General features: G+C 65.1%; 15 protein-coding genes. 2 read left to right on the forward strand and 13 right to left on the reverse strand.

Translation table 11 applies throughout. The features are described from left to right. Positions 1–789: 789 nt before the first annotated feature. On the reverse strand, positions 790–1,233 hold the full coding sequence (locus ACWDTP_RS04585; protein WP_450017027.1) for a DUF3846 domain-containing protein: 444 nt from the start codon (positions 1,231–1,233) through the stop codon (positions 790–792). Position 1,234: 1 nt separating this feature from the next. Then, complete coding sequence (locus tag ACWDTP_RS04590; protein ID WP_450017029.1) at positions 1,235–1,969, reverse strand: hypothetical protein; 735 nt, start codon at positions 1,967–1,969, stop codon at positions 1,235–1,237. A gap of 584 nt (positions 1,970–2,553) precedes the next feature. Between ACWDTP_RS04590 and ACWDTP_RS04595 the strand changes: the two genes are divergently transcribed. Next, a complete protein-coding gene (locus ACWDTP_RS04595) occupies positions 2,554–2,961 on the forward strand; it encodes a hypothetical protein (protein ID WP_450017031.1) in 408 nt (135 codons plus the stop codon). Between the two features lie 104 nt (positions 2,962–3,065). Here ACWDTP_RS04595 and ACWDTP_RS04600 read toward each other — a convergent pair whose 3' ends face one another. From ACWDTP_RS04600 to ACWDTP_RS04615, 4 genes are all read right to left on the reverse strand, one after another. After that, entirely contained in the window at positions 3,066–3,560 is a 495-nt protein-coding gene (locus ACWDTP_RS04600; protein ID WP_450017033.1) for a DUF2511 domain-containing protein, read from the reverse strand. A gap of 206 nt (positions 3,561–3,766) precedes the next feature. Beyond that, entirely contained in the window at positions 3,767–4,849 is a 1,083-nt protein-coding gene (locus ACWDTP_RS04605; RefSeq protein ID WP_450017035.1) for a DNA cytosine methyltransferase, read from the reverse strand. A gap of 3 nt (positions 4,850–4,852) precedes the next feature. Further along, entirely contained in the window at positions 4,853–5,170 is a 318-nt protein-coding gene (locus ACWDTP_RS04610) for a hypothetical protein (RefSeq protein WP_450017037.1), read from the reverse strand. A 41-nt stretch (positions 5,171–5,211) separates the two neighbouring features. After that, positions 5,212–5,589 carry a hypothetical protein gene (locus ACWDTP_RS04615; RefSeq protein ID WP_450017039.1) on the reverse strand — a complete coding sequence of 126 codons (378 nt, stop codon included), beginning with the start codon at positions 5,587–5,589 and terminating at the stop codon, positions 5,212–5,214. Positions 5,590–5,760: 171 nt separating this feature from the next. On the opposite strand from ACWDTP_RS04615, the gene ACWDTP_RS04620 reads away from it, so the two are divergent. Continuing rightward, entirely contained in the window at positions 5,761–6,855 is a 1,095-nt protein-coding gene (locus tag ACWDTP_RS04620) for a DUF3560 domain-containing protein (RefSeq protein ID WP_450017041.1), read from the forward strand. A 103-nt stretch (positions 6,856–6,958) separates the two neighbouring features. Here ACWDTP_RS04620 and ACWDTP_RS04625 read toward each other — a convergent pair whose 3' ends face one another. The 7 genes from ACWDTP_RS04625 to ACWDTP_RS04655 form a co-directional block, all read right to left on the reverse strand. Beyond that, on the reverse strand, positions 6,959–7,975 hold the full coding sequence (locus ACWDTP_RS04625) for a hypothetical protein (protein ID WP_450017043.1): 1,017 nt from the start codon (positions 7,973–7,975) through the stop codon (positions 6,959–6,961). Positions 7,976–8,182: 207 nt separating this feature from the next. Further along, a complete protein-coding gene (locus ACWDTP_RS04630; RefSeq protein ID WP_450017045.1) occupies positions 8,183–8,791 on the reverse strand; it encodes a hypothetical protein in 609 nt (202 codons plus the stop codon). A gap of 133 nt (positions 8,792–8,924) precedes the next feature. Beyond that, the gene (locus ACWDTP_RS04635; RefSeq protein ID WP_450017047.1) at positions 8,925–9,281 is read right to left on the reverse strand and encodes a hypothetical protein; all 357 of its coding nucleotides are present in this window, start codon (positions 9,279–9,281) and stop codon (positions 8,925–8,927) included. Between the two features lie 32 nt (positions 9,282–9,313). Beyond that, the gene (locus tag ACWDTP_RS04640) at positions 9,314–11,149 is read right to left on the reverse strand and encodes a hypothetical protein (RefSeq protein WP_450017049.1); all 1,836 of its coding nucleotides are present in this window, start codon (positions 11,147–11,149) and stop codon (positions 9,314–9,316) included. Then, positions 11,146–11,523, reverse strand: a complete 378-nt coding sequence (locus ACWDTP_RS04645) for a hypothetical protein (protein ID WP_450017051.1) — start codon at positions 11,521–11,523, stop codon at positions 11,146–11,148. Before ACWDTP_RS04645 ends, ACWDTP_RS04640 begins: the two co-directional genes overlap by 4 nt. Continuing rightward, on the reverse strand, positions 11,520–12,410 hold the full coding sequence (locus ACWDTP_RS04650; RefSeq protein WP_450017053.1) for a hypothetical protein: 891 nt from the start codon (positions 12,408–12,410) through the stop codon (positions 11,520–11,522). Before ACWDTP_RS04650 ends, ACWDTP_RS04645 begins: the two co-directional genes overlap by 4 nt. Beyond that, positions 12,407–14,410: a hypothetical protein gene (locus ACWDTP_RS04655; RefSeq protein ID WP_450017055.1), complete on the reverse strand. Its 2,004-nt coding sequence runs from the start codon at positions 14,408–14,410 to the stop codon at positions 12,407–12,409. Before ACWDTP_RS04655 ends, ACWDTP_RS04650 begins: the two co-directional genes overlap by 4 nt. Positions 14,411–14,420 lie beyond the last annotated feature (10 nt).

Consider the following 14,420-nt stretch of genomic DNA (forward strand, 5'->3'; position numbering starts at 1 on the left):
CCCCACGTTTTAAATGCTAAGAACAAAATACGAGTTGAAGAACGCTGTGATTGGAGTTCAGCGGTGTGCTCTTCCGATCTCCCGCCGGCTCGGCTTCGCCGACCCTCGGGGCCGCGCCTCCGGCGCGGCAAACCCTGGTCGGGCGCCTCCGGCGCCCTCGGTGCCACCTGAGTATCGTTGTAACACAACAGTTTTCATGCTTAACCGTTCTGTTCGGGCTACGCCCTCACTGCCGGCGGTTGCGGCGCGGCATGAATCTTGCTTTACTGCAACATAATTCATTACTACGCTGTCCGGCTTCGCCTGGCCGCTCTGCTTCCATATATCTGATTCTACCACAACACTTTACAGATCATTACCACATCACCACCGCACCTAGCAAACGAATCAGTCTCGGCGCTGCCGATCCCTCACCACCACCAAAACCGTTGCCCGCCTACGGCGTACAACACAATAACCCACTGTGCACCAACCACTTTCACACCACACCAGTAACCCACACCCACCACCGACCACTGACCACCACCCGGCGACCGGCTCCGCCCCCGCCCACCCCCAACAAGTTAGCTACACCTACCACTGATCACTATGCTTGAGTCACACATCTCTACAACCATCCCCCACACACCACACACCACCCACACTCACCAACGGCTACACCACACACCACCCACCAAAAAGAAACCTGGGACGACACCCACCCCGGGCCACCACCCCAAACCCCTCACACACCGACACCGGTGGAGACCCGGCAGGACCGGCAGGGGCCGGCCCCCACCAGGCCTGGGTCTACCTCACGAGCACACCACCGGGTCCAACACCCAATACGTTCATCAGCTGTTTGGCTAACGCCTCCATCCTGGATAGCTGTTCACCGCCAAGGCCGATCGTCGCGCCACCGTTGCGGCTCGTGAACAGCGCTATACCGTGGTAGAGCTGGTGCGTGAGCCCGTGGCGGGCCGCGATGAGCGACGCCAGGCCGTTGACCGGGGCGCTAAACATGCCTTCATCATCGACCCACATGTCGAGCTCGTCGCCGGGCTTGTCGTCCAATTCCACGACATCGAACCACTGGCAGCCGATCTGTTCTCGGATCAGATTCGCGCTGCGACCCGGCTCGTCATCGGCCATCTCGACGCGGCTCACTGTCCAGTCGACGTCGACCCGCAGCCCATACCGGGGGCCGACCTGACTGGCGTTGAAATCGGCCCCAGCGTCGTTTGTCGCGCCCATTTCAGTTCGCCTCCGCCGTCTGCACCGCTGGCACGGTGTCGACCCACAGCGGCCGGGTATAGGTCTCTGTCTCGCCGTTGGGTGACCGAACCGGCATGAGCACGCCTATGAAGTCCTCGCCGATCTGGACCAAGGTCGGACCTGGCTCACCGCCGCGCCCGGTGGTCGGCATCATCACCATCGGGCTGTCACCGACAACCTTGGCGAATTTGGCGACCAGATCCGGGTTGTACCGCACACCGGTCACTGCGCCCATGCGTTCCATGTCTGCAGGCAGCAGGTGCCGCCACTTCACGAACTCGACATCGGCATCGCGAACCGTCAGCGCCTCACCCGTGATGAACCGGAACGTGACCCGGTCGTCGGCTACGTCGAGCTCCACAGTGCGGATCCGTTCATCCCGCTTGAGGGTGCGCGCGATCTTCACCAACGTCTTGGCGTCGTCGTGGGCCAACGTGGCCGTGAACGGTGCTCCGCTGTAGTCGACCCGAGTGGCGCCGAGAATGAACCGGTTGGTGGCAACGGTGACCAGCTGGCTCTCGCTGGCCTCGATTCGCACCGCGGCGATCGCAGGGATTCCATCGGCCGGAGACGCTGCGCAGTTCAGCGCGTTGGACACTGCCGCGTGAAGATCCTTCGCCAGCATCATGCTCACCGCCGGTTTGACGACCGCGGTACCCAAACCGTCCGCACCGCTATCAGCGGCGATGTCGACCGATGCTGGATTGGTTTCCATAACAACAGACACAAGCCCTCCCAAGGCTGCTCATGCGAGCCCAACCATTTACCGAACTAGCAAATGTCAGATCCGCTATTCTGATCGCCCCGGAACTCTTGCCCGAGACACTTTTAGTATATCGACACCCACCGACAACTCTGACTGTCTAACAGCGCATTCAGCGCGAAATGACACTTTCCCTCTCGACATACCCCGAGCTGAATACGCGCTTTGCCGGCCGATTTACAGCAAACTTTTGTACCGTGCGTCGCTTCCTTCCTATATGCATGTTCGGCACTGGCTACTGTTGTCACCCAACGTCATTCACGCAGATGGCTCGGCGAATGTCGCTGCGCTGCAACGCCTTTCGCGACCTAGGGGTGTGCGTATCCCTTTGTGGCCCAATCTTTTTCGTACTGCCCGACACTGCCGGACCCTGCTGGGGGTGCCCTGCGCAGGGGGTCGACTTGTCGGACCCCTGCGCTACCATTGAAGGGTGGGTAGGGAGGGAGCACCCTCTAGCAGGTAATGTCAACCGACCCTCTGGAATTGGTCGAAAAACCTCGCTGTTTCAGCCTTTCCGATCACTACGCTCGATACGTATGAGCGAACACCAGCAGGGCACTGGCCAGCGGTTGGATGTCGACGACATCATCGAGGTGTGCCGGGCGCTGATAACCCACCGGTCTCCTGTCACCACGCACGTCGCCGGCTCTGTCGCGCGGCTGTTGTCGCACTGTGGCACACGGGCAGCGGAGGTCAGCGCCGATCGGGCCGCCGTTGACGTGCTCACCGCGGTCGGGCTTCTCAGCCACCACCTCAGCGCACTGCCGGCCTCAGCGGCGCTCGATCAGCACATCACCGAGCTGCGCGAGTTGGCCCGCCGAACGATCGGGTTCAGCGGTGTCGAGGGGCTGCAGCTGTCGCCTGAGCTGGCGCACGGGCTGCTATGCCAGGTGACCGAGGTCGGCCACCGGGCAATGCGCGATGCACACCACGAATTCGGCTAGTCCCTGCGGCACGTCGCGGCTGCTGCTGGCGCCTGGTCATCCCCCGCGCAATGTCAGCCCACGCTGAATCATCGGGCCGATATCAGTTTTCAGGCCTGGGGCGTTCACGTTTGACGTTCCACAAGGCCGGCCAGCTTGTTGGAGCCACCGGTGGGTGTAGTTGGGTCGGCAGGGCCACCACAGAGCGCCAGTCCGCGCTGGATCAGCGGTCCGCCGTCGATGTGAAAGCCGGACCGGTTCGGGTCAGGAAGGCCGATCGGGTCGGCGTAGTCGGGAAGACCGGTCTGGGTATTGGCCGCTGCGTTCAGGGAGTACTTCGATTCTCCGGCTGTGATCGTCACGAGCCCGTCGCCCTGACATTCGAGCACGGCTTCGTCGACAGTGAGGGGCCATGGGCCGTCCGACCACGTCTCGCGGCTCACATAGCCCGCCGGCCGCTCTGCTGTCGCTGGCGCAGAGGGTGCCGCCGATGATTCTGAGACGGTCGTCGCGATCGCCGAAGGTGTCGTTGTTTTCGACGCGACGTCACCACCGGTGCTGCAGCCTGACGCCATCAGCATCACCAACGTGAAACCAGCCGCGCTCACCGAAAGCCGCATTGCCGACCACCTCCCCCATTTCGTGACGGGGGCAGACTACCGACAGCACTAGCGCCCAGCAGCAGTTTGCAGGTTCTCGGCAGGGCTCCCGTGTCGTGCCCCCGGGGAGTGCGGCCAGGCCGGTCGTAAGGTCAGCCCCGATGCCCTGTCGGGCCGCCACCTGGCGCTAGAACCGCGGCTGGCCGCTGTACCGGGGGGTAACGGCGTCAGGACGCCACGGGGCGTGTGAGCGGTCTGCTGGCGCCCGTGGTGAGCGCCTGGTCGCCGTACAGGTCGGCCAGGTACCGCTCGACGTGGGCTCTCCACGGGCGATTGGTGGCCGTGCCCAGGACCGCGGCGGCGGCCGGGGGTGCGACAACGTCGGCGAGTTGGTGAAACTGCCGTGTCCGACTGCCTGTCCAGGGGTAGTCGCGGGGGAAGCCCTGCAGGTAACCCGCCTCGGCGGCCGTGAGCCGCTCCCCGTTGGATTCCCGTGTCCATGACCTGGCTTTTTCGGTCAGGCACCATCCAATACCGTTAGCACGGAACAGGTTTCCGCCTGTGGGTCGCCGGTTGCCTCGGGTTCTGATCTGTTCGTCTTCGGGCCAGCCGAGCACGCCGGCCATGCTGCGCTGCTGGAGCCGCACGCATTGGGGAGCCGAGCCGGCGCGGCCGGTGGGTTCGTAGCGGTTGGCAACCAGGAACACTCGTGTTCTGCGCATCGGCAGTCCGAGGTTGGCGGCATCGAGGGTGAAGACGTTGACGCCTTCCCACTCCTCAATAAGCTCGGCCGCGATGTCCTCGAAAAGATAGATCGTGGCGGGGTTGGCGACCTGCTCGAAGGCTAGCCATCGCAGGTTCGGCAGGCCGAGTGCGAATCGGATTGTTTGGGCGGCCAGGGCGGTTCGCGGGTCGCTGGCGGCGTCGAGCTCCTCGGCGATCTCCTCCCAGGCGCAGTCGCAGCCCTCGAAACCCGCGTGGGTTATCGCGTCGAGCACGATCTGGATTTCGGCTATGCCTTGGCGCCGGCCTGATGAGCTGAATGTGGGACACGGTGTGGAGCAGATGAACCCCGTGACCTCGGGGTAGTCGTCCGGGTTGATGGTGGCGATGTCGGCGACCATTCGGCGGAAGCCGGCGGCGGTGGCGGCGACCGCGGCGCGCTCGTCGATCTCTATACCGAGGATCTCGTCGTTGTCCATGCCGAGGATGGACGCGCCGACGTCCCAACCGCCCGGGCCCGCGAAAGCGTCGAGCACTTTCGGAGCCGGGGCGCCGGCCGACCAGGGGCCGATGGTGGGGATGGTCATGGGTCAGTCGCCGATCGCGTGTCCGTCGACACCGCCGCAGCGGTCGCATTCGATGGCGTCAAACCAGGCGTGCATTTCTGATCGGACGTGGTCCTCGCTGTTGCAGTACTTGCAGCGGAGTTTCACCGCGACGCGGCCGTGGTCGGGGACGTCGGGCGAGGTGTGGACCCAGCCGCCCCAGAATCCGATGCTCTCGTCGAAGCTGACCGGCTCGCCGCATTCGCAGTGGCGGATGTTGGGCAGGATCTCGACGTCGATGGTGGGCAAGGTGCAGTAGTTGTAGCGTTGGGCTCCGGCGAAGGCCTCCAGTGTCTTTGCCATCGTGGGCGTCCTTTCGTCGTTGCTTCTCAGTCGGTTTGGGGTCAGTCCCAGTAGGGCTTGCCGAGGGTTTCGGGCTTGCGACCTTCGGCGCGTGCCACGTATTCCTGGCGGTAGTCGCTACCGGCGGGCACGGTGATGCCTTGGAAGTGGGCGGGGTGGTCTAGGCCGAACAGCTCGCCGAGTTCTTTGCAGTCCTCGTTGGTCATTTCGCCACACTCGCCGCGGCGGGCCGGCGGGGCGATGATCGTGATCCAGCCCCACGAGGTACCGCGGCCGCCTCGCACGCTCCAGCGCTTGTCGCTGCGCTGCTTGAGTGCGGCGCGAATGGCGGTGATCGCTTCGTCGCGTTCCATCGAGGGGACTGCGACGGGCGCGGCCGGAGCGGGCAGGTCGGGAACGGCGTGCAGGTGGCGGGCCATCGAGGGCTCCCTTCCTTGGGGTGATTGGTGGCGATTCGTGAACGTCCGGCCGGGGCCTCCTCGTTCGTCGCTCGTGTCTTCATTCTGCATTGTTTGACTAGACATTGTCAAGTCAGTAGTTGTTGCCCTGCGTCGACACAACTTGTCGGTATGACTAGATACCATCTAGTCATGATGATGAACAACGAACACACTTCCACCACTCAGACCGACATCAATGCCACCGTTGACGGGGCGGCAATCGCGCCGTCCGACAGGGCATTACCAGCGCTGGAGCAGGCTCCGACGATTGAGATTGTGCACAACGCCGAAGATGGCACCTTGGTCTACGGCACCAGCCGCGGCGACGGAACCAACACCATCCTGAAGTCCTGCGGGTTTCGCTGGTTCCGCACGCTGGGACTCTGGGGAATCCCGTCAAGCCGCGACAAGCAGCCCAACATGTTCAAGATCAGCCGGGCCGCCGAAGCCCTGCGCCAGGCCGGCCATCAGGTCAGTGAGCGGATCGGCACCGGGCACCGATCCGTCGAGCTCGCCGAAGCCGATCGGGCCCAGCGTCAGGAGGACCGCGTCGAGGCCCTGGGCGACAAGGCCGAGCGCAAGGCCCAGGCCGCCGATGCGGCGTGGCAGGCCGAGGCTCGCGCCGTCGCAGCCCTACCTCCCGGGGGTGAGCCAATTAAGATCGGCCACCACAGCGAGCGCCGGCATCGGCGGGCGATCGAGCGGGCCCACGACGCCACTCGCCGCGCGATCGACGCCACCGACACTGCCAAGAACGCGGCGCACCGGGCAGACGCCGCGGCGCACACCACCTCACACCGCTACAGCCCGGTCACGGTCAAGAACCGAATCGACCGCCTCGAGGCCGACCAGCGCCGAGACCAGCGCGTCCTCGACGGTCACCGCCGGGTCGTGGCCCGCACCGCCAACACCGAGTACGTCGACGAGTTCCCGCCGGCCACCGGCGACTACCGCGAGCGGGTCGCCGCCCGCCTGGCACAGACCCTCGATCAGATTGAGTACTGGAAGGGCGTTTACGCCGAACTGCAGGCCGAGGGGCGGGCCAACACCTACAGCCGCGAGACCGTCAGCAAGGGCGCTGAGGTTAAGTACCGGAGCAGCTGGTACGCCGTGGTACGAGCGAACGCGAAAACCGTCTCGGTGCGCCTGTTCGAGGGGGCATCGTTCACCAACACCATCGGTTACCACGAGCTGTCGGGGCACCGGCCCGCCGCAGAGTCGCCGCAACCGCTGGAAGCGCCGTGACGGCGCTGCGATGCCCTCGCTATACAAGACGTGCCGGCGGATCGATTTCGATCCGCCGGCACGTCGTTCAGGCACTGCTACGGGGCTCCTGCCGCCCCGTGGGTTATTCGGAGGACTCCGACGACTCGGGCGCGGTGCGCTTGAGCACCTCGGCACCGGCGTTGGTGATGGCCCGCACGATCCGGTGATGGTTGACGTTGGGCATCATGTCCACGATCTTGCGCTGCGGCACATCATCGTCGAAGGTCAGCCGCAGAACCGTGGCGATCTCGTCGGCGCTGCGGTCGGCCACGGCCTTGACGTGCTCGTTGCGGGCCTTGACCACGGTGGCCACGCGGTGCCACCACAGTTCCCGCTCGGGCGCGCTCATCGGCGAGCCGTCGAGCAGGCCGGCGAGGTCAATCTCGGCCGGTCCGGCGATCTTGGCCGCCAGCCAGCCGCGCAGGCCCGCCGTGCTCGTCGAGCTGCCAGCTGTGCGTTTCTTGTTTCGGTTTCGCGTGAGGACGAACAGTCCCAGCGTTGAGTTGACGATCGACAGATCGTTGATGATCGGCCAAATGCCAGCGCGCTGCGGTGCGGTGCCAAGCATGGTGACCAGGGAGCTGATGGCGTCGTAGCTCAACCGAAACGACAGCGCCGCGAGCAGTATCGTCATCAGCAGCGACATCACGAACGGCCATCCGAAGCGACGCGCTTTGATCATCAGAACGCCGTGATGTGTTGAGCCCAAAAGGAATATCGGCGGGCACAGCGACATGATGGAGGCCAGAACCCGGATGTTCTCGGGTGCTGTCATCCATGAGTGGGTGAAGTTGGCGCCGATCGAGATCGTGGTGGCGAACGCCAGCCATGCCCAGCAGAACCGTTGCGCGGCAACGACTGCTGCGGTTTCCTCGTCGAGTTTCGGTTTCGGGGTTCTGGTCAACCTGAACCAGCTGCGGCGCGCTGTCTCTCGTTCATCGGCTATGGAGGCCTTCGGCTCGGATGCCGGCGGCGTCGCGCTCGGTACGGCGGGCGGCGCAGGCGCAACCACCGCGGCGTCAGCCGTGCGGGGCAGGTGCTCGGGCATCGCCGGAGTAGACCCGTTGCGGGTGGGGCGTTCGGCCAGAGTGGTCGTCATGTCAGCGGCTCTCCCATTCGAACCAGTCGTCGCAGGTAATTGCGGTGAATCCCGTTGGCGCACAGTGCAAACAAGCAGCGCCTTGGCGGATGATGTGGTGAACGATATCAGTTTGTCGACGAACGCGTTTCACTCCGCCATTCGCAGGTGGAGCGCGTGTCGCCGAGAATTCAGCTGCGACTACGTCGAGCAGCTATCCGTCAGTAACTACTGTTCGCGATCTCCAGGCCAGGCCTCGCCGGGCACCTGCCGGCCCTTGGGGTCCAAGCCCAGATCGGCCAGCACGGCGTAGAGCTCCTCGTTGGTGAGCGCGCCGGCGCGGTGCTCGGCGATCGACAACGCCAGATATTCGATGTCTTCGCGCGCCTCGGCGGAGTATTTCGCGTAGCGTGCCGGTCCCCAGGCCAGCGGTCCACCGGCCTCACGCCGGATCCGGGCCAGCGCGCCATCGATGTTGTTGAGGTAGTCGCGGGCCCGGCCGGCGGCCTTGCCCTTCAGTCCTCCGTCGAGTGCTTGTTTGGCGTAGCGGCGATCGGCACGCAGCAGACTGCTGACGTGCTGGCGCCACCGCGTGTCGAAACTGATGGTCTGCCACAGCACTTTCCACGCGATGCGCTGGCCTTGGTCCTTGCTGTGCGAGACGATGTTGGCCCGCACGAGGTCATCGCCCTCGGGGGTTCCGATGATCTCGTCGACCCAACTTGCCGTCACGTAGCGCGGTAGCGCGATGTCACGCACGTCCCAGGGAGCCGCTTCGCCGGATGGCGCGGCCTGGCCACCTCCGGCTGCGGTGTCTCCCTCGGACTGATTGGTCACGGTTTGAGGGTAGCTGGCTGCCTCAGGGCGGTTGAGGATGCTGACGTTTCCCGCACCCCGGCCCGTGCCGGTCTGCTGTCGAGTGGGGCCGCTGCTCGACTGGTGTGGATTCGTCACACTGGTGCGCATTCGTTTACGCCCGCCCGTCCGTATCGGCCACTGTCCCACTGTCGCCGTCCCGGAGGTGACCGGAGGTCACGGTCACCGTGGAATGCGGCAGATCCCACACGCACAGTGCGGGGTTGGTGCCGGAGGGATCGAGGAAGTCGCCCAGCCGCCACTCGGCGTGCCGGCGCCGCTGTGGATCGGCCAGCACGCTGGTGGCTGGGGCGTCGAACGTCACCGTGAAGGCCGACGGCGCACCGTCAGGGCCTACCGCAACGTCGACAATCGCGGCGGTCTTGCCGAAGAGGCCGTGAGCCATCTCGGTCAGGTGTTGCTCGACACCGGTTGTCGTGCTGTCAGCACGCGGTGCGGTGCGGCTACTCATCGTGTGTCTCCAGAATAACGTTGGGTTGGTCGTCACCGTTGAACGCTCATCGAGGCCGGGTTCAAGTCCTTCAAGGTGTCGTAGGTGAAGATCGGTGGGTGCACGTAGTGCGGTGATAGCGGGTCGAGATCGGGCCGGTCGTCGGCCAGCTCCCAGGGCGACTCGATGATCTGTTCCCACTGGGTAATGTCGTAGGGGTTGGGCATGTCGAAGACCACCCGGGGATACAGAGACTCCGGCGGGAGTAGTTCGGAAAGGATCGCCAGGTCTTCGGGTTTGCGGGCTTTCGCCGGGTCGGGTGTGTAGTAGGCCTGAAACTCGCGTGCTGGGACTCCGTCGGCGAAGTCGGTGACCAGGCCGCGGCCGCGTAGGTCGGGGATAGACGAGCCGATCTCGTAGTTGCCCCAGTAGACGTTCGACATCGCGCCGGGCATCTGGCCGACCTGAATTTTCTTGCCGGAGTTGAAGATGATGTTGGTGTTGATGAACTCGGCAGCTGGCTTCTGCAGCATGGTCACGATGTGGATGCGGAATTCGCGGGCCATGATGATCAGCTGGTCGATCTCGCCGAGCACCGGCGGCTGGCTCGGCGCGTTCTTGTCTTTGAACCGGGGCCAGACGTTTTTGGTCATCTGCATCGCGAACTCGGCGTATTCGTCCATCAGGAACAGGATCGGCACATCGGTGTTGATGCCGTTGTGGGCGGCGTTGTCTTGGCGGCGCCGGTTGAGGATCTCGACGACGTAGTAGATGGTTTTGACGTTGGAGTACAAGCCGTTGGTGACGACGTGGCAGTTCGGCCAGTCGAGGAAGCCGCGGAAGCTCTTGCTGAGCTTGAAGTCCGCGACAATGTTGCACCAGCCGGCGGCGGCGGTCTGCTGCAGCAGGTTGTGCGCCCATGACGTCTTGCCCTTGCCTGACGCCCCGCAGGTGTTGCAGTGCGGTGCGCTCTCAGCGACGGGGTTCCAGATCACATCTTCGCCGTCGCCGTACTGCCCCATGATGATCCGGGTCTGTTCGTATCGTTCGGCGGCTTCCTGACGGGAGGCGACGAAGTGCTTGATCGGCGGGGCGTACATGATCGGCTCGAACGCTGAGCGTTTGGCGCTCATCTCGGCGGCCGGGAGGTTCCATTCGAACATCCACGATCCGGACGGGACCAGGATGCGTTGCCGCAGGATCCGCTCCACTCCAGAACGCTTCTGCGGGGTCACGAACAGGTTGCCTTTGCCGTAGGCGACCTTGTATTCCTCGACCACCGATCCGTCGTCGGACAGCTTGTGGAACGGCAGCTTGAAATCGGTGCCGAAGCAGTTATTGTCGGAGAGAACGTCTTTGAGTTTGCGCACCGGCTCAGCGTCAACGACGGGGGTGCTGCGGCGCAGGGTAACGACGGTTTGCTTGGATCCCGCCGACCAGTGGCCGCCAACGGTCTCGACGACAACGGTCTTGATGTTGGGAATGACCTTGGCGGGCATCGTTTTCGCGGGAAGGCCAACCTTGATCTCGACGATATCGGCGGGGTTGTATCCGCCGTCCCATTGAATGAGCATCGAGTGGCCCTCCCACCCAGGGATTGCCTCTTTCAACCGGGCCAGCAGCAGCAACTGGTGCGCGCGACGGTGGTAGTTGCGCGCACCGATGACGTCGCTGAGCCACCAGGCCCCCACTCCGGGGACCAACGCCAGGGCCAGCCACAACACCGGAACGTACAGGTAGGCCACAGCGGTGACGATGAAACCACCGATCGCGGCCAGCGCCAGGTAGGGGCCCAAGCGTGTCACCGGTACGTTGTGGCGCATCGCGTTGAGTGCGACGGCGACTAACCCGGCCACGGCCACGATGATGGCGACGACACCGGGGCTCATTGCGCGGGCTCCAGCACGGCCGATGCCGGCGCCCATGGCGCCCGGACCACACATTGCGGGCACCTGGGCAGATTTCGACCGGGCGCGCCCGGTTGTTCGTCACCGACCAGGCTTTCACCGCACAGGGCGTTTGGCGCTTTGATGTGCAGGGTGCTGAGCAGGGATTGCCAGTTCGATATGCCGTGCAGCACGCCGCGGCGCGGTTCCTCGGCCGGCGCCACGTCGAGCAGATAGCGACGCTGGTAAGGGGCCACGTACTCCTCAGAGACGCCCGGGCCGGCGGTGAGCCGGTCGGCCAGTGCCGGGATCCCGTAGCTGAGCGTGAGCATGGCCAGCGGGCCGCCGATGATGATCGCGAAGTCGATCGGTGTCATGAGTTCGGGTTCTCCTGTGCTGCGGGGCCTATCGGGGTGATGCTCAGCGCGCTGGCGTTGGTCGGAATGGGTCGCCGCTGTACGGGGCCAGGCACGCAGCAGCTGCCTGTCGTGAGCATCACTTGCGCGCTCAGCGCCAGGCCGAAGTGAGCGGGGCCAGCGGTCGTGAAGTCGTACAAGACGATGTCGCCGGGTTTGACCTCCGTCACCGGCCAGTACTGCAGATAGAACTGGCGCGGATCGGACTGAGCGGCCGCGGGGTCGGAGACGCGCAGCAGTCCGAGCGCGTCGGTCGTGGTGCCCTCAGTGGCGGCCAGTGCGTCCGGTGTGGGCCTGACGGTGCGGTTCTCACCGTTGGGGGGTTCGCTCTTGGTTGCGCGGCTCACAACGGCCGCGCAGGCACGGCTGTAGCTGTCCTGCGGTGCTGATTCGACAGGGTCGGCCATGGTGAGGGTCTCAGGCAGGGTTGGCAATACCTGGGCACCTGGCGGCAGCGGGGAGGCCGGCGGGTTGAGCGCCCAGCGTAAGAGTTCCTCGGCGGGTAGCTCGCGCCAGTTGTCGATCGTGTTCAGCGACGAAACGAAGTCGTAGGCGGTGAATCCGCGAAGTTCGGGCACCGGCTCGACAAGTGTCGTCGGGGTGGCGCTGGGGTCTTCGGCGTCACCGCCGCTGGTGGTGGTCAGCGGCGTGGTGGCCACCTCGTCGGCGTCTGCGCCGCCGATCTCGGCGACGGTGGTGTCAGGCCGCGGCGGCATACCAAGCACGGTTCGGCAGGCCGCCACCATGTTGTTGAGATCATTGACCGACTGTGGACCCACCAAGAACACGATGAACGCCAACGGAATTGAGAACATGGCCACCATCGCCAAGACCACGACCTTGATCACTGACGGCCCCTGCGGAAGTTGCGCGCCGCACTACGCGCAGCGTTAACCGTTCCTGCACGTCGCAGGGCCTGGTTGGAACCGGTCGGCCGTGGTGCTGCTGACGCCGCGGATCCCGACGACGGCCCGCCTCGGCCGGCGCCGGAAACCGCAGGCGCTCTGCCAGGCGCCGAGCCTCCGCTGTAGCCACCGCCGGCCACCGGCTGCGGTGCAGCGCCCTGCGTCACCATCGCAGCCCCGGAGGGGTGCCGGATACCACTGCCACCGCGCAGCGGCGCCGGCAACGCCGGCGGCCGCTCGACGGCCCGGCTGCCCCGGTTCGGTCCTGCGGCGCCAGATTCGGCGGCGCGCGCTTGGGCCCGCCGCTGACTGCTGCGCCGGGCCAGCTGACGCGCATTGACACCGCCGCTCCCGCCACTGGTACCGGATCCGCCGTAGTTGACCGAGCGGGAGCCGCTGCGCCCGCCGGCCACGCCGCTGCCGCTGCCGCTGCCGCTGCCGCTGCCGCTGCCGGTGTAGCCGCCACCCACTCCACTCCCGCCGTGGTGCACGGTGCGGTAGTGGTGGGCAGTGCGCAGCACTTCGTGCGCGAAGCTGTTGAGGACTTGCGCCGGGATGGCCACTTCGGGGGCGACCACGTCACTGGCGGCCTTGGTTGCAGTCTTGGCCGCAACGGCTTTCGCCATCCGCCGACGAGTGCGAACCTCGTTGGCCGCCGCGTGCGCGGCGTGCAGGGTGGCTTGCCGGGCCATCGCCGGCGCCCGCGACGGCGCGCCGTACATGCTCGGGCTGCCCGCGGGCAGGACCGCCTGACCGATGGCGTTCTTCATGCTCCGCAGGTTCTGCCCGGCGTAGTGCACACCGCCGACGGTGAACATCATCACCAGCACCGTCATCAGCATGCCGACGTCGGATGCCGGTACTGCAGCACTCAGGATGCCGACCAGGGCGGCGCTGATAAAGAACATCAGCAGGTACCCGCCGAACACGAATGCCGCGGTGAATCCGTCGATGCCGTTGCGGATCAGGAAACGCTGCCCGATCGAGGTACCAACAGCGACCAGGCCCGGTTTGATGAATGCCGCGTGGATCAGCGCCCCGACGGCGGTGGAGCCCATATTTTTCACGATCATGAACACCAGAGCGACAATCACGATCATGAACATCGGGTAGAGGAAGCTCGACGGCAGTGCCGCAGCGGGATTCATCGCGTGAGCGTGCATCTGGGCGCCGACATCGCCGCCCGGGCACATCAGCGGCGCGTCTTTCATCTTCTCGGCGTCGCCTTCGGCGATCTTCTGGTCCCAGGCCGAGCCACACCCCAGCGAGTCCATATCGCGGCCGTACTGCCAGCGCTGGACAGGCTTGCGGACGAACTCATCGACAAGCCCGGCGCTCGGGGTTGTTCCCGCGGGATGTCCGGTGATCGAGGAGCCGGTCTCGGCCGCGATATCGCGCCCCATCTTGAGCAGGTGGGCGGCCTCCCCCACCGGCAGCACCATAAGCACACCGATGCCCATGCACACGATGGTCAGCGCAACGTGATGCCAGGCCCGGCCGGCTTGGTTGCGCAGCGCGAACACAGTGATGGTCAGCAGCATGGTGGCGCCAATCACCCCGAACACGAACTGGTCACCGAACTGGTTGCTTATCGAGGTAGCAACGCTTTCAGCCACCCGCACAATCGGGCTGAGCCAGTCCATTTTCAGGAACAGGTTGAACACGCAGAACGCCAACCACCAGCCGGCGATGAACAGCCCGAACATCACGATGGCGAACGCGGCAGGGATCGTCGTGGTCGGAGTGGCCGCCACGCCGAATACTCCTGCACCGTAGTTGAATCCGAACAAATACTCGGTGATTGGAATGCTGTGCGAGTCGGCGGGCACGATCCCGTCCCCAGTGTCAGCCAACGCCGCCGGCGCACCGGCCAACGCGCCGACAACAGCCACACCGACAAACGCAGCCCCGATCACACCGAGCCGCCGAACAGTCCGGATCATGCTGCCGCCT

The organism is Mycobacterium sp. NPDC003449, from assembly GCF_053588415.1.